The organism is Eggerthella sinensis (genome assembly GCF_003339815.1).
GTDB lineage: Bacteria > Actinomycetota > Coriobacteriia > Coriobacteriales > Eggerthellaceae > Eggerthella > Eggerthella sinensis.
Genome location: NZ_PPTT01000017.1, coordinates 71,250 through 86,767, shown reverse-complemented (window position 1 = coordinate 86,767; position 15,518 = coordinate 71,250). Strand labels below are relative to the sequence as shown.

Sequence of the window (15,518 nt, the reverse complement as noted above, 5' to 3'; positions counted from 1 at the left end):
GGTGCTTGAGGGCGTGAGGGGGCGTCCCCCGGTCCGTGCGCGTTCTGCGATTGGCGTGCGGAGCGGTTGCCCATACCTGTCCACGTGTCTGTCATGTGCGGAACGCGCACGGACCGGGGGACGCAAGGGGGAGGGAGCTACTTGCTGTCGGGCTGATCGCCGGTGACGGTTTCGCCCTTCCAATCGACGATGCCGCCCATGTCGTTCACGTGCTGATAGCCCAGTTCAACCAGCTTGTCGGACGCCTGCTTGCTGCGCACGCCCGTGCGGCAGTACACGATGAGGTCGGCGTCGGTGTCGGTGAGCTCGGCGGGTTTGTCGGAGCCGATGCTTTCGAGCGGGATGTTGATGGCTCCGGGGATGTGCCCGTCGGCGTACTCCTGCGCGGTGCGCACGTCCACGATGGTGACGTTGCCGGCGTCCATCATGGTTTTGGCTTCGTCGGCCGTTATTTTCGCGTAGGCGTTCGAGCTGTCGCTCATCGAGGTACCCTCCGATTCTGCGGGCGCTGCCGAGCATCCCGCCAAGGCGACCACGCCCGCAAGCGCAAGCGCGACAACCGCGATCGCGGCGACGAACGTACTGCGCGTCTTTGTGCGAGCTTCCATGACGATCCCCGTTTCTCCTAATGTAATTGCATGATGTACAGTTGGTAACTGTAACAATATGGCATACAGATAGCGAAGTCAAGCATGTGTGCGGAACTCCATACTAACGCGCCGCGCCCTCCGGGAGGGGCCGGAGGGCGCGGAGGGGACGTGCGTGCGCGTCGTGCGGTTGGCGTGCGCGCTAGGCGCCGTAGTACTCCATGGCGGACTGTGCGGCGATGCGGCCGGTGACGGTGCCCATGCACATGGACGAGCCGCTCACGGCGTAGCGCATGTAGAACAGCTCGGCGTTGCCCAGCGTGCCGCCGGCGTAGAGGCCGGGCACGGGGTTGCGGTTCTCGTCGAGCACCTCGGCCTTCGTGCTGATGGCCAGCTGGCCGAAGGAGTCGTTCGTGTTCGGCGTGATCTGGATGGCGTAGAACGGCGCCTTCGTGATGGCCTGCAGGTCCTCGGGCTTCTTGTGGAAGTCGGTATCCTCGCCGGCCTCGCACAGCGCGTTGTACTTCTCGATGGTTTTCACGAGCGGGTAGGAGGGCAGGCCCGCAGCCTCGGCCAGTTCTTCGATGGTGTCGGCCGTGTCGACGACGCCCTTCTCCACGCCCTTCTTGATGAGTTCCATGCGCGCATCGGGCTGCTGCGAGTCGCAGATGATGGTGAATTCCTTGCGGCCGCTTTCCACGAACGGGGTGAAGTAGTCGAACTGGCTGGTCATGGACTCGTTCGCGCAGCGATAGCCCAGGTCGGTGACGAAGACGCCCGTGTTCACCATGCGCAGCACGCTCAGCTCGTCGTTGAGAGGCAGCGGCTCGCGACCCACGAGGTGGATCTGCGACAGGCCGCCCTTGAGCAGCGTCATGGCGCCGGCCTGCTTGGCCAGCTCGATGCCGTCGCCCGTGTTGCTGGGGCTCGAGAACGTGTGCCATCCCACGGCGCCCGGCGCGTACAGCTCCTTCGCCCAATCCTGACCGTCGAAGCCGCCCGAAGCCAGCATGACGGCCTTCGCGTTGATGGTGTACTCGGTCTTGCCCTGGCGCGCCTTCACGCCTGCGGCTTTGCCGCCGTCCATGAGCACCTCGATGGCGCGCGTCTCCATCATGAGCTCGACGCCGTTCTTCTCGGCCTCGGCGATGAGGTTGTCCACGATGCCCTTGCCGCTGGTCTTCGACAGCATGGAGCGGTCGGACACGTTGTCGCCCGGCTTCTTGTCGAAGTCGCATCCCAGCTCGACGAGCCAGTCCATGGCTTCGCCGCCGTGTTCGGCCACGAGGCGGCAGATGTCCATGTTGGCATCGCCGTCGGACTGATCGAAGAAGAACTGCGCCACCTCTTCGGGCGTGCCATAGTTCGTGTAGCCCAGTTCGTCCTGCTTCTTGGCGCCGCAGCAGTAGAAGTTGCCGGAGCAGATGGACGAGTCGCCGCCCGTCACGTTGTGCTTCTCGAGCACGATCACCTTGGCACCGGCGCGCGACGCCTCGACGGCGGCGCTCATGCCGGCTACGCCGCTGCCCACGATGACGATGTCGGCGTCCTTCGTTTCCTGCTTTTCGGCCGGGGTCTCGGCGACGGCCTGGACGGTGTCGGCCTTCGCGGCGCTCGCGGCGGCGCTGCTGCCGGAAGCTGCGTTGCCGCCGTCGGCGCTTGCGGGTGCGGCTGCGGTCTGCTGCGGCGCGCAGCCGGCCAGCCCGGCGCCGGCCACCACGGCCGCCGTGGCGCCCAGGCCCATGATAAACGAGCGGCGCGAGACGCCTGCGTTGATGCGTGCGGAATGCTTTCCCTGATCAGACATGTGATTCTCCCTCTTCCTGATAGCGAACCGGCCCTCCGATGTCCGATTCGATGCCGCTATCGTGCCAGGAGCGCTGCACCCCCACCAGCACCAAAGTGGGTGGCCGGGAAAAGAACCACCCACCCCCTCCAAAGTGGAGGGTGGGGAGACGGAAGGCGCGCCGGGCCGCGGAAGGCGCGGAGCCGAAGGATCACCGAGGGCGGCCTTCTGCGTGGAGCTCGACGCGGTCGAGGAGGTCTTGCTTGTCGACGGCGCCGCTCTTCTGGTAGACGTTGTGGATGTAGCCCTTGATGGTGTTGGGCGACAGCCCCAGCTCGTCGGCGATGTAGGTGCGCGTGCGGCCCTGGCACAGCAGGATGAGCACGTCGGTTTCGCGCGCCGTGAGGTGGTGGGCTTCGGCGAACGAGCGCAGGAGGCCCTCTTGCATCGTGCGCACGTCGTTCGCCTCGGCGGCGTTCACGGGCGCATGTTCGGCGGCAGGGTTGCGGCGACGTTCGAGCCGCTTCACCACGATGGGGTTGATGGCCAGCACGCCCAGCGACACGAGCGAGATGAGCGCGAGGCCTGTCACGGGGATGCCCTGCGCGATAACGGCCGCGCCGAACGCCACGCCGCCTAGGATGAGCAGCGCCGACGCTCCCAGCGCGATGCTCAGGTACACCCAGATGGACACGCGGTCGCGTTCGCCCAGCAGGCATACGGCAATGCGCACGTTCATGCCCGACAGGTAGAACGACACGAACACGAGCACCGCCGCAATCACGTGCACGATGGGTGACGTGATGAACGGCAGCGCGATAAGCGCCACGGCCACGATGGGGAAGAGGATGTCGTAGAGGTCGCCCACCGACAGCGCGTGCTTCTTCCGCACGACGTACGCAAGCATGATGCCGGCCGCAAGCAGGATGCCCAGCACCGCCTGCACGCCGATGGGCACGGGCTCGACCGGGATGGTGGTGGCCACCTGACTCACCGCGCCGAACACGAACGAGAACACGGCCAGGTACGAAACGGCCTTCACGAAGTCGCCTGCGCTGCCCTGCACAAGGCTCACGCGCCGCGGGTGCGCCTCAAGCGGCGCTCCCGCCACCAGCGGCAACGACGACAGCACGATGATGGTGAGCGCAAACGCCAGCTCGAACGGCCCCGATGCCACGAAGATGATGGCCGCCACCACGCCGCCGCATAGAAACGCGAGCGGCACCGCGCGCGCCAGCGACACGTGTCCGCGCTCGTGCAGCGTGGTGATGTGCGCCATCCATCCGAGTTCGGCGGTGGCCAGCCCGTATCCGATGAGGCCCGACGCGGCGACGGCGTACAGCCATCCGCCCCCGATGAGGCCCACGAGGCGCGCCAGCATGAGCGCGTTTCCCAAGAACACGGCGGCGAACGCGGTTGCCATGTGCATGCGGCCCGTGGGTTTGCGGCGCACCACGTACGCAAGCGCGGTGCCCACCATGGTCAGCGCGTACGCGATGAAGAACAGCGCGCCGAACGCGTTGCCCGCTCCATGCGACAGGCTCATTTCCTGGAGAAACGTGCTGGAAATCATGAGGGGAAACGTCAAACCGCACACGATGCCATAGCCCACGGCGCTGCCCGCGAGCGTGCGCGTTTGCGATTCGAGCTTCATAGACCCCTCCCTCCTGTGTGTGCTCCGTATTCTACTCGACGCGCGCGCCTATGGAGGCGCGGTTTCGCCCGCGTGCAAAACGAATGCGCACCATGATGAACGGGCGCGTGGCGTCATGCTGACCGTTCGGTTTCCGTGCCCGCGCGCACGCGCCTTCGACGGGCGGCCGCGGCCATACTGGGAAGGATCATCGCATAAGAAGGAGCACGTATGGAAGGCGTAGACCGGACGTCGGCCGCGGCAGCGGATGCGGCGCGCGTACACGAAAGCGACGAACCCGACACCCTTGCGTCCGGCAAGGGCGGCGCGCCGGCGCCGGCGCCCGTGCCCGCCGGCAAACCCGTGCGTCGCGGCACGCGTAGCGTGGCGGCCGTGTTCGCCGGCCTGCTGCTGGCCATGTTCGTGAGCGCGCTGTCCGAGACGGTGACGGCTACGGCGCTGCCCACCATCGTGGGCGACCTCGGCGGCGTCGAACACATGCAGTGGGTGGAAACGGCCTACATCATGGCGGTGACCATTACCATGCCCGTCTACGGCAAAATCGGCGACCTGTACGGCCGCAAATACCTGTTCATCATCGCGCTGAGCATCTTCATCGTGGGTTCATCCACCTGCGGGCTCGCCACCAGCATGGACGGCCTCATCGCCGGGCGCGCCGTCGAAGGCCTCGGAGGCGGCGGCCTCATCATTTTGGCGCAGGCCACCATCGCCGACATCATCCCGCCGCGGCAGCGTGGCAAGTACATGGGCGTCATGGGTTCGGTGTTCGCCGTGTCCACCGTGGTGGGGCCCATCTTGGGCGGCTGGTTCGTGCAGGTGACCGGCTGGCGCTGGCTGTTTGCGTTCAACATCCCGCTTGCGGTGCTGGCCATCGTGGTCATCGCGGCGTTCCTGGCGAAGCCCACGCCGCGCGAGCAGCGTCCTCCCTTCGACTTCCTCGGCGTGGCCACGAGTGCCGTGGCCGTGTCGTCGCTCGTGCTGGCAACCGCCTGGGGCGGCACGCTGTTCGCGTGGACGTCGCCCGAGGTGTTCGGCTTGCTGGCGCTGTTCATCTTGGCGGCCATCGCGTTCGTGCTGGTGGAGAAGCGCGCCGCCGAGCCCATCATCCCGCTTCTGCTGTTCAAGAACAGCAACTTCGTGAAATGCACCGTCACCGGCCTCATCATCATGATGGGCCTCATGGGTACCGTGACCTACCTGCCCACGTACTTCCAAATCGTGGACGGCCTCGTGCCCGAGCAGGCCGGTCTCATGACGTTTCCCATGATGGCGGGCGTGCTCACCATGTCGGTGGTCACCGGTTTTCTGGCCACGAAAACGGGCCGCTACAAGTGGATGCCCATCGCGAGCACCGTGGTGGCCGCCGTTGGCTTCGTGCTGATGTCGCAGCTGACGGTGGGCACGTCGCTGGTGGTGACGGGCCTGTTCCTGTTCGTGCTGGGCGTGGGCATCGGCCTGGGCCAGCAGATTCTCGTGCTCATCGTTCAGAACGAGTTCTCGCACGCCATCGTGGGCACGGTGACGGCGGCGAACAGCTTCTTCCGGCAGATCGGCTCCACGCTGGGCGCCTCGCTCGTGGGCGCGCTGTTCACGGCGCGCCTGTCGGCCGACCTCGCCGCGCAGCTGCCGCGCGTCGACAACATCAACATCAACCGCATCACGCCCGAGTTCGTCGAGCACGTCTCCCAGCCCGTGCGCCACGCGATAGCCACCGCCTACAGCGACGCCCTCGTCCCCATCTTCCTGTACGTGGTGCCGCTGTTGGCCGTCGGCTTCGTTCTCATGCTCACGCTGAAGGAGCACCCCCTGGCCACCAAAGTGGATCACGGCGCCCAAAAGGGCGACGAGATCTAGCCAGCGAAGGACGCATTTTCGTCTGGCGGTCTTCGGAGCACTTGTGATAAGCTCTGGGGACGGTGGACATGGGGACTCTATATGAATAAGAGTGATTTGATCAGCGGAAGCGCTGTCAGGCTCTTGGTGAGCCTTGCTTTGGCAGGCTTCTATCTTCACATGCAATTTTCACTTCCAGCATCCTTTTCCGTGTTCTATCATCTCGGCTTCGGCGTGGCGGGGATCGGTTCATTCTTGCTGTTTCGGAACAAGGAGTCTGCTGCGGTCCCTCGCCTCCTGGTGTGGATCGCGGCGATGAGCACATGCCTTGCGCCGCTATTGGCGGGGTTGCTGGGCATCCAAAACATTGTCTTGCTTGTCGTAACGGGATTGTTGTGCGGTGGCGGCGCTCTTGTCCTGTTCTCTCAGCTGTTCGCCGAACTCTGTTCATATCCAACTGAAACGGCATTCGACCTGGTGCTGCTGTCGTCGGTTCTTGAACCCGTTTTCCGCTTGGCATTGATTCCTGTTGACATGGTCTCGCCGAAGGTTTCTCTCGCCATCTTCTGCGTCGTTCCGCTTGCGGTTGCCGCGCTTGTCCAGAAACCGCAAGGGAGCGTGTTGCGACACGGGGAAGAGGCGGGTCGCAAGCATGTGCAACCGTCGAGTCCGAGGCGCTCTTCATTCCCTCTGGGCACGGCTGGCGTGGCGGCAGAAATCGTCCTCTTCGGCGTGATTTTCGGCATTATGCACTTCGCCACAAGCGATGTTGTCCTTCAGCCCTTCGCGATAGCGCATGTGCTGCAAATTCTCATACCGGCGCTGTTGCTTGCCTGGCTCCATACATCGGCCCGCAAGGAGTCGCGAAATTTCGCCTTTAAGCTTGCCGCCGGTTTGGTGCTCGTGGCATATTTCGCCACGATATTCTTTGGCGATGCGCGCCAAAGTGCGATTCCCGTATCGGTCATACTGATATGCGATGTGGTCAGTGCATTCTTCTTGCTGACGTTCTACCACACGGTGAAAGTGTACGGAAAAAACCCGCTGATGGTATTTGGCCTTGGACGGGGCCTGTTCGAGCTATCGCTCGTGGTGGGTATTTTGGCGCTCGAAACGCCATTTTTCGGCGTTGTTTCGCAGGCGACCGATGGCGTCATCTATTTCGGTGTGATCATTGCGGTGCTGATTATGATCAACCGGTTTCTGCTCATCGTCAAGATGGGCACATCCGCGTCGCCTCTAGAAGAGAAGAGCGGCATCAACGACGCTCTTCGAAAACGCTGCACCGATCTAGGGGCGGCGAAAAACCTGTCCGAGCGCCAGATGGAGGTCATGTTCCTCGTGTGCAGGGGCTTTACCAAATCGGTTATCGCGAAAGAGCTGTATGTTTCCGAGAGCACCGTTCGTTGGCACGTGAAGCAGCTGTACAACAAGCTGGGCATTCACAACAAGCAAGAACTCATCGATCTTGTTGAGGGACGAAGCTGAAACGGCTTGCGGACGAGTGCCCGCAAGCCGTTTCGATCGATTGCTCGAGGGTAGTGCGCGCACCTACGAGAGGGCGTTGGCTGCAGCGGACGCGCCCGCTAAGCGCCCGATAACGGCAGCGTTGGTGAGGTACGCTCCACCGATGGCGTTTTCGCCGAAGAACTCGAGACAGCACACGGATTCGCCCGCTGCGAAAAGTCCGGGAATGGGCTGCTCGCTCTCGTCCAAAACATGCGCTTCTCCATTCACCACCACTCCGCCGTTGCTGATGGTCACATTGCAGATGGTCTCGAGGGCGTAAAAGGGGCCCTCGAGCTTGGACAGGTATTCGGTGCGTCCGAAGTCCTCGTCGACACCCGTTTCACAGAAGCCGTTGAAGCGCGCGATGGTTTCAGAGAGCGCGTTGGCGTCGACGTTGATTTTTTCGGCCAGCTCCTCCATGGTGTCAGCAGCGAATACGTGCTTGCCTTCGTTCAGATACGCCTCGAACAGGGAATTGTCCTCGTCGTCGACGATGAGGGGAGCGTACTGATCGGCGCTTGCCTGATTGAAGAGATAGAAGATCGTATTGTTCGGGGCATCCATGTACGCATGAGCGCGGTATGCTGAATTGACGGCATATTCGTCACACACGCGATTCCCTTGGGAATTGACCCATACGCATCCGCTCGGGCAGCGTGTTTGCACTGACGAATTACCGAAAAACTCCTGGTCGTCAAGGTATCCGGGGTAGCTGTAATTGAAATCGAGACCGTCCATTAAAGCGCCGGTTTGCTGGGCGAGACGATATCCTTCGCCAACGTTGTACGCCATGCCGCCGCCGCAGACACGGTCGAACACGGTGCTCAGCATTTCCTTGCTTCCTGCGTATCCACCTGCGGCAAGAACGACCGAAGGGGCACGATATTCCGAACCGTCATCGAGTCGGACGCCAACGCACGCGCCGTTCTCCATGATCATATCCTGCACGTGGGCGTTCAGGAGGATTTCCACCAAGCCAGATTCTTTGTGGCCATCGATAATCGGCTTGATATGGTTGACGACATCGACGGCGCCGTTCGTGGCATCGTAGCATCGGGGCAAGTCGGTAGGCGGATATTCCTCATACCCCTCGTAGGGTTCGTTAAAGCCGACCCCCAGATCGTAGAGCCAATCGACGGTTTCTCCGGCGTTGAGCGCATAGGAGCGCGCCGCGTCGTCGCGATAGGTGTGGCCGAACGTCCCCCGGCCCTTGAGGTCTTCGTACCCAAGCTCGGGCGTGTCGCCCGATATGCCGTGATCGGCTTGCACTTTGGTTCCGGCGCCGTTGAAACAACCCACCGCGTAGCGGGCGTTTCCGCCCAGTTCGTCCTGTTGCTCAACTATGAGTACGCGTGCTCCGCTCTCGGCTGCGGTCACGGTGGCGCACAGAGCTGCAAGCCCGCCGCCCGCGATGACGACATCGTATGTTGCTGAGCTTGGACCTTCTTCCTGCGCGGTCGCTTCATCCGACTTCGGCGCGCAGCCGACGAAGCCTACCGTGGCCGTTGAAAGCCCCAGCATGCCGGCGAATTGCATAAACTTCCTTCTTGAGATTGCATGGTGCATGGTATCTCCCTCTCTCGTGTTCCAGTTCGGCGTGCTCACTGTATGAGACGGAGAGGGAGTTGGGACTATCCTAAAGGGGTAGTTTGGCCTACCCGAAACGTATATATGCAGCTCAATTGCAGTGCGAAATCCTCTATCGCAGCTGCCAGAATGCTACGGCGCTGGCGGCGGCTACGTTGAGGGAGTCCACGCCGCCGGCCATGGGGATGCGCACGGTGTAGTCGCAGCGCGCGATGGTATCGTGCGCGAGGCCGTCGCCCTCGGTGCCGAACACGAGCGCGAGGCGCTCTTCGGCGTTGAGGGCGGGGTCGTCAAGCGACACGGAGTCATCGGTGAGCGCGAAAGCGGCGGTCTTGAAGCCCAGGTCATGCAGCAGCGGCACGCCCTGGGCGGCCCATCCGCCCGTGCCGGTTGCCCCGGCGCCGGCTTCCTCGCCGATACGCGTCCACGGCACCTGGAACACGGTGCCCATCGACACGCGCACCGCGCGGCGGTACAGCGGGTCGTAGCAGGCGGGCGTCACCAGCACGGCGTTGATGCCGAGCGCAGCGGCCGAGCGGAAGATGGCCCCGACGTTCGTGTGGTTCGTGATGTCCTCGAGCACGGCGATGCGCCGGGCATCGCGCACGACCTCGGCGATGCTTCGGAGCGCGGGGCGGCGGAAGGCTCCCAGGGCGCCGCGCGTCAGCTCGAAGCCGGTGAGCTTCGTCAGCTCGTCATGCGGCGCGACGAACACGGGCACGTCGTGGCCCCAGCGTGCGGCGATCTCGTCCACGAGCGGCTGCATCGACGGCAGCCATTTCGCTTCCATGAGCAGCGACAACGGCTCCATGCCGCCGGCCAGCGCCCGCTCGATAACCTTGCCGGATTCGGCGATGAACAGCGCTTTCTCGGGCTCCAGCTTGGAGCGCAGCTGCGTCTCGGTCAGTCGCGCGAACGCGTCGAGCCGCGGGTCGTCCAGCGTATCGACTTCGATGATCATCGGGAGACACCGCCCTCGCGCGCCGCGCCCGTCGCGCAGGCGGCGCGCACGTCGGCCACCACGTCGGCAACCTCGCTCAGGCCGGACGCGCAAAACTCGTCGCACGTCATGATGTGCGCGCCGATGCAGGCCATGTCCTCGATGTTCGCGGCTTGCACTTCGGGCGTGCGCGACGACGTGCAATCCTCGATGAGCACCACGTTGTAGTCGAGCGACATCGCGTCGTAGCAGGTGGAGCGGATGCAGTTCGGCGTGGTGGTGCCCATGAGCACGACGGTGCTCACGCCCAGGCGGCGCAGGATGAGGTCGAGCTGCGTGCCGAAGAAAGCCGAGAAGCGCGGCTTCACGAGCACGCGGTCGCCCGGCTGCGGGGCGAGCGGCGCGGACTCCTCCAGGGTGCGCGGGCTGGCGCAGGCGCGCGAGACGGGCTTGCCGCCCTCGGCCCACGCGCGGTGCCGCACGGCTTCCACGTCCGAACCGTCGGCGGCGTACTCGCGAATGGTGTGGAACACGTGCATTCCCAGGGCGCGCGCCTGGTCGAGCGCCCGCGCGCAGGCGGGCACCGTGGCGGCCGCCCCTTGCACGCACAGCGCGGACGACGGGTCCACGAATCCGTGTTGCATGTCGATGACCAGCAGGGCCGCGTTGCGCGGGTCGATCATAAGGCGCTCCTTCGCACGATTTCAAAGTGGTTTTTATTGTAGTCGATGATGCCGTCCTTTTTCATCCGCGACAGCTCCGCGCTCATCGCGCTGCGGTCCACCGACAGGTAGTCGGCCAGTTCTTGGCGGTCGAAGGGGATGGCAAAGCGGCTCGAACCGGCGCGTTCGGCCTGGTCGGAAAGGTACGACAGCAGCTTGGCGCGCGTGGTGCGCTTCGCCGTGTGCTCGATTTTGCGCGTGAGCGCGTGGGTGCGCTTTGCGATGATGCCCAGCAGGTTGCGGATGAGCCGCGCGTGGAAGGTGCACGACGACGGGCATAGGGAGGTGATGCGTCCCACGTCGAGAAACAGCACGACGGCATCTTCGGCCGCCACCACGTTGATGTCGAAGGCCAGGTCGGGTTCGCAGGCGTACACTTCGGCGAACGACTGGCCCGGCCCGAACGAGGCGAGGATGCTGCGGTTGCCCCAGTAATCCTCCTTCTCGAGGCGCACCGAACCTTCCAACACCACGCCCATGGCCGTAGTGCGGTCGCCCACGCGGAACACGGCCGCGCCCTTCGGGTAGCTGCGCTGCCGCGCGCCCAGGCAATGCAGCATCGCTTCGAGGTCGGCGGCGTCGATATCGTGGAAGAGCGCCGAGCGCCCGATGAGGGGAAGATAGCGGTCCATCATGCTCCTTTGTTGCAAATACAACGGAAACCTCGGTGCCAGTATCGTAGGGTTGAGCGCATCGGGCAAGCGGACGACAACCGAACGCCTCGCACCGCGCCGCGAACGGCGTCGGGGCCGGGGCGCGAGAAGGGACGAGACATGGAAGATGCTACGATGTTTTGCTTTCAGTGCGAGCAGACGGCCGGGTGCAGCGGCTGCACCGGCGCGGCGGGCGTGTGCGGCAAGCAGGCGAGCACGGCCATCCTGCAAGACGAGGTGACGGGCGCGCTCGTCGGGTTGGCGCAGACCGTGCACGCGGCGGTCGAGCATGCCGGCTTGGACGCGGAAGCGCGCCTCGCAGCCGACAACCTGGTGATGGAAGGCCTGTTCGCCACGCTGACGAACGTGGACTTCGACGATGCGGAACTTGCCGACCTGCTCGCGCGCGTGCATGCCGAGCGCGACGCGATTGCCGCGGCGTGCGGCGTCGAGGCGGCGTCCGACTACGCGCTTGCCGCGCTGTGGGGCGCGCCGGACGATGTGCGCTCGCTCAAGTCGCTCGTGCTGTTCGGCCTGCGCGGCCTTGCGGCGTACGCCTACCACGCGGCGGCGCTCGGCTACCGCGACGACGCGGTGTCCCTGTTCTTGCACGAGGGGCTGGCCACGCTCGCCGACCCTGCGGCCGGTGCCGACGTGCTGCTGCCGCTTGCGCTCAAGGTGGGCGAAGTGAACCTGCGCTGCATGGAGTTGCTCGACCAGGCGAACACCGAGACGTTCGGCACGCCGGAGCCCACGACGGTGGCGCGCGCGGTGGAGGCGGGTCCCTTCATCGTGGTGTCGGGCCACGACCTGCACGATCTCAAGCTGTTGCTCGAGCAGACGGAGGGTCGCGGCGTGAACGTCTACACGCACGGCGAGCTGCTCCCCGCGCACGCGTATCCCCAGCTCAAGCGCTTCGCACACCTCAAGGGCAACCTGGGCACCGCCTGGCAGAACCAGCGCGCGGAGTTCGCCGAGCTGCCCGCACCTATCCTGTTCACCACGAACTGCCTCATGCCGCCCGCAGCGTCCTACGCCGACCGCGTGTTCACCACGGGTCCGGTGGCGTATCCCGGTATGACGCACATCGGCGCGGACAAGGATTTCGAGCCGCTTATCGAGCGCGCGCTCGAGCTGGGCGGGTACCCGGAAGCCGCAGGCGATGAAGCAACGTTCACCACGGGCTTCGGCCACGGTACCATCCTGGGGGTGGCCGATGCGGTGGTCGACGCGGTGAAGCAGGGCGCCATCAGCCGCTTCTTCCTCGTGGGCGGGTGCGACGGCGCGCGTCCCGGCCGCAGCTACTTCCGCGAGTTCGTGCAGCAGGCGCCTGAGGACAGCATCATCCTGACGCTGGCGTGCGGCAAGTTCCGCTTCAACGACCTCGACCTAGGCACCATCGGCGGGCTGCCGCGCATCATGGACATGGGGCAGTGCAACGACGCGTACGGTGCCATCCGCGTGGCCGTGGCGCTGGCCGAAGCGTTCGAGTGCGGCGTGAACGACCTGCCGCTCACGCTCGTGCTATCGTGGTACGAGCAGAAGGCGGTGTGCATCCTGCTGACGCTGCTGCACCTGGGCATCAAGGGCATCTACCTGGGGCCGACGCTGCCGGCGTTCGTGTCGCCGGGCGTGCTCGACGTGCTCGTGCGCGAGTTCGACGTGCGCCCCATCAGCACGCCGGAAGAGGACCTGGCCACGATTCTGGGGTAGAGGACGCCGCCTCATAGGGAAGGGGAGGCGTCCTCCCCTTCCCTAAATATCAACGCCCAAAAACTGCTTCACCAGGATGCCGATGACGAACGACAGCGCCGCCACGCCCAAGCTGATGCCGGCCATCTGGCCGAACCGCTTCTTGAACGGCAGATCCTGCGCCACCGAGATGTAGTAGTTGAACACCACGAGGATGAGCAGCACGATGATCACCATGGTGCCCATGGCCCACAGGTAGTGCGACTCGTCGAACAGCAGGTACGGCAGGATGAGCAGCGCCACCGTTACGAGGTAGGCGATGCCCGTGTACGTGGCCGACTTGAACGCGTCGGCGCGCCCCTCGCTCTTGGACGACAGGTACTCGCTCGACGCCATCGACAGCGTGGCGGCAATGCCGGTGATCAGGCCCGACAGCGCAATGAGCCGCGTGTTCTGCATGGCCAGCGTGAGGCCGGCCAGCGTGCCGGTCATCTCCACCATGGCGTCGTTCATGCCCAGCACCATGCTGCCCACGTACGACAGCCGTTCCTCGTCCAGCATCTCGAGCAGCGCCTGCTCGTGGGTTTCCTCGTCGCTGCGAATGCCCAGCGCCTCGGGCGCCTCCTTCGCCAACTCCTCGTAGGAAATCTGGGCTTTCTCTTCGCCCTTCTCCAAGAGCTTGACGGCGAACGTGAAGCCGAACACCCGCGCGATGAGCGCGAACCTGGCTACTTTGCCGCGCTGCGGCTTCATCTCCTCGCCGGTGTAGCGCTGCCAGATGCCGGCATGCTTCGCCTCTTCGGCGGCGATGCGCAGCAGCGTGGTGCGGTTGCCCTCGTCCTTCGTGCTCGCGGCGATGCGCCGGTAGATTTCGGACTCGGTCACTTCGTTCTGTTGGAAGATGCGTATCTGCGCGAGCGCGCCCGCCGAGAGCGAGCGAACGTCGGCCGCGTCAGCGACGGCGACGGATGATTCCGCGGACATGAGGTCTCCTTGCCTGGTCGATCGTGTTGTTCGATAGCCAGTATAGAGCAAGACGCGCGCGGTCTAGCCCGCTTTCCGTTCGGTCCAGACGAGCCAGGCGAGGGCGGCGGCCATCAGCACGAGGCCGAGGCCGTCGAACAGGATGAAGCGCTCGATGCTGGCCGAGAGCGCCGTGTAGCCGTCGGGCAGGCCGGCGCGCAGCCATGTTTCGCCGACGAGGCCGATGGCTTGCTGCACGAGCACGATGACGGCCACGGCGCGAAAGCGCACCGGGCTCGCGATGACCGCCGGATACGTGGCGTTCCACATGAGGAAAGCCACGCCGAGGCCCCGCACGGCGGCCGCGCCCGGTATGCCGGCCAGTTCGAAGGACGCGGCGTACGCATCGGGCCACAGCACGAACGCCACCGCGCACTGCACGTTGATCGCGAACACGATGGCGAACGCCGCGCGCGCGAGCATGGCGGCGCGCCGCACGCGTGCGGGTTGCTTGTTCGCAGGGCGGGGCGTTGCGGGTTTGTCCATGCCGGTATCCTTTCACATCGCCGTGCAGCATACCACGCCCCTTGCGCGGCGGTATACTGCTGTTGAGCAACCGAAGAAAGGACCGCCATGACCGCATCGCCCGCGCCCGAGCCCGCATCCGAGCCTGCGCAGCATCCCTCGTTCGACCAGTTCGTCGACACCATCGCCGCCCTGCGCGCGCCGGACGGCTGCCCGTGGGATCGCGTGCAGACGCACGAGAGCATCGCGCACAACATGATCGAGGAAGCCTACGAAGCGGTGGACGCCATCGAGGCAGGCGACGCGGCGCACCTGCGCGAAGAGCTGGGCGACGTGCTGCTGCAGGTGGTGCTGCAAAGCCAGATTGCGGCCGACGATGGCGCATTCACCATCGACGATGTGTGCGCCGACGTGAACGCGAAGATGGTTCGCCGCCACCCGCACGTGTTCGGCGAGGTGCAAGCCGCGAACGCGAGCGAGGTACTCGACCTGTGGGATCAGGTGAAGCTGGCCGAAAAGGGCAGCGCCGACGAAGCCGCCTCCGCCGACGATGCGGGCGCGCAGCCCGAGGGTCTGCTCGACGGCGTGCCCACCAGCTTTCCGGCGCTCATGCAGGCGCAGAAGATTTCGCGCAAGGCCGCGGCCGTCGGGTTCGAGTGGGAAACGCTCGACGACGTGTGGGCCAAAGTGCGCGAAGAGGTCGACGAGCTGCGCGAAGCCTACGCCGCCGCGCCGAAGGCCGCGAACGGCAAGGTGGATGCCGAGGCCGCGCCCGTGCCGGCCGCGAGCGACCCCGCCGCCGCGTCCGCCGCAGCCGCCGCGGTCGCAGCCGTCGAGGAGGAGTTCGGCGACGTGCTGTTCTCCCTCGTCAACGTCGGCCGCCGCATGGGCGTGGACGCGGAAGGCGCCCTGCGTACCACCTGCCGCAAGTTCCGCGACCGCTGGGCCTTCATGGAGCAGGCCGCGCACCGGCAAAACCGCCGCATCGAAGACCTCGACCTCGATGCCCTCGAAGCACTCTGGACCGAAGCCAAGCACCGCTGATGGGTGGGATGGGCAAGTTTGCC

General features: G+C 65.1%; 13 protein-coding genes. 4 read left to right on the top strand and 9 right to left on the bottom strand.

The window, feature by feature from the left end:
• Positions 1-137: 137 nt before the first annotated feature.
• The 3 genes from C1876_RS10655 to C1876_RS10645 all read right to left on the bottom strand — a co-directional run bounded on the left by C1876_RS10655 (position 138) and on the right by C1876_RS10645 (position 4,027).
• Complete coding sequence (locus C1876_RS10655) at positions 138-608, bottom strand: rhodanese-like domain-containing protein (RefSeq protein ID WP_114546711.1); 471 nt, start codon at positions 606-608, stop codon at positions 138-140.
• Between the two features lie 181 nt (positions 609-789).
• Positions 790-2,394 carry an FAD-dependent oxidoreductase gene (locus tag C1876_RS10650; protein ID WP_114546710.1) on the bottom strand — a complete coding sequence of 535 codons (1,605 nt, stop codon included), beginning with the start codon at positions 2,392-2,394 and terminating at the stop codon, positions 790-792.
• Positions 2,395-2,584: 190 nt separating this feature from the next.
• Positions 2,585-4,027: a helix-turn-helix transcriptional regulator gene (locus C1876_RS10645; RefSeq protein WP_114546709.1), complete on the bottom strand. Its 1,443-nt coding sequence runs from the start codon at positions 4,025-4,027 to the stop codon at positions 2,585-2,587.
• A 210-nt stretch (positions 4,028-4,237) separates the two neighbouring features.
• Here C1876_RS10645 and C1876_RS10640 point away from each other — a divergent pair, with 210 nt between their 5' ends.
• Complete coding sequence (locus C1876_RS10640) at positions 4,238-5,881, top strand: MDR family MFS transporter (RefSeq protein WP_114546708.1); 1,644 nt, start codon at positions 4,238-4,240, stop codon at positions 5,879-5,881.
• A gap of 81 nt (positions 5,882-5,962) precedes the next feature.
• Positions 5,963-7,348, top strand: a complete 1,386-nt coding sequence (locus tag C1876_RS10635; protein WP_114546707.1) for a helix-turn-helix domain-containing protein — start codon at positions 5,963-5,965, stop codon at positions 7,346-7,348.
• A 63-nt stretch (positions 7,349-7,411) separates the two neighbouring features.
• Here C1876_RS10635 and C1876_RS10630 read toward each other — a convergent pair whose 3' ends face one another.
• From C1876_RS10630 to C1876_RS10615, 4 genes are all read right to left on the bottom strand, one after another.
• A complete protein-coding gene (locus C1876_RS10630; protein WP_158544669.1) occupies positions 7,412-8,905 on the bottom strand; it encodes an FAD-dependent oxidoreductase in 1,494 nt (497 codons plus the stop codon).
• Between the two features lie 163 nt (positions 8,906-9,068).
• Entirely contained in the window at positions 9,069-9,917 is an 849-nt protein-coding gene (locus tag C1876_RS10625; protein WP_114546705.1) for a TrmH family RNA methyltransferase, read from the bottom strand.
• Entirely contained in the window at positions 9,914-10,579 is a 666-nt protein-coding gene (locus C1876_RS10620; RefSeq protein ID WP_114546704.1) for a cysteine hydrolase family protein, read from the bottom strand. The genes C1876_RS10625 and C1876_RS10620 overlap by 4 nt, the downstream gene beginning before the upstream one ends.
• Positions 10,576-11,250, bottom strand: a complete 675-nt coding sequence (locus tag C1876_RS10615) for a Crp/Fnr family transcriptional regulator (protein WP_114546703.1) — start codon at positions 11,248-11,250, stop codon at positions 10,576-10,578. Before C1876_RS10615 ends, C1876_RS10620 begins: the two co-directional genes overlap by 4 nt.
• A 141-nt stretch (positions 11,251-11,391) precedes the next feature.
• Between C1876_RS10615 and hcp the strand changes: the two genes are divergently transcribed.
• Positions 11,392-12,984, top strand: coding sequence for a hydroxylamine reductase (gene hcp, locus C1876_RS10610; RefSeq protein ID WP_114546702.1), 1,593 nt, complete (start codon positions 11,392-11,394; stop codon positions 12,982-12,984).
• Between the two features lie 42 nt (positions 12,985-13,026).
• Here hcp and C1876_RS10605 read toward each other — a convergent pair whose 3' ends face one another.
• On the bottom strand, positions 13,027-13,947 hold the full coding sequence (locus C1876_RS10605) for a VIT1/CCC1 transporter family protein (protein ID WP_114546701.1): 921 nt from the start codon (positions 13,945-13,947) through the stop codon (positions 13,027-13,029).
• A 63-nt stretch (positions 13,948-14,010) separates the two neighbouring features.
• The gene (locus tag C1876_RS10600; protein WP_114546700.1) at positions 14,011-14,472 is read right to left on the bottom strand and encodes a hypothetical protein; all 462 of its coding nucleotides are present in this window, start codon (positions 14,470-14,472) and stop codon (positions 14,011-14,013) included.
• 87 nt (positions 14,473-14,559) lie between these two features.
• Between C1876_RS10600 and mazG the strand changes: the two genes are divergently transcribed.
• Complete coding sequence (gene mazG / locus C1876_RS10595; RefSeq protein WP_114546699.1) at positions 14,560-15,495, top strand: nucleoside triphosphate pyrophosphohydrolase; 936 nt, start codon at positions 14,560-14,562, stop codon at positions 15,493-15,495.
• The last annotated feature ends 23 nt before the right edge of the window (positions 15,496-15,518 follow it).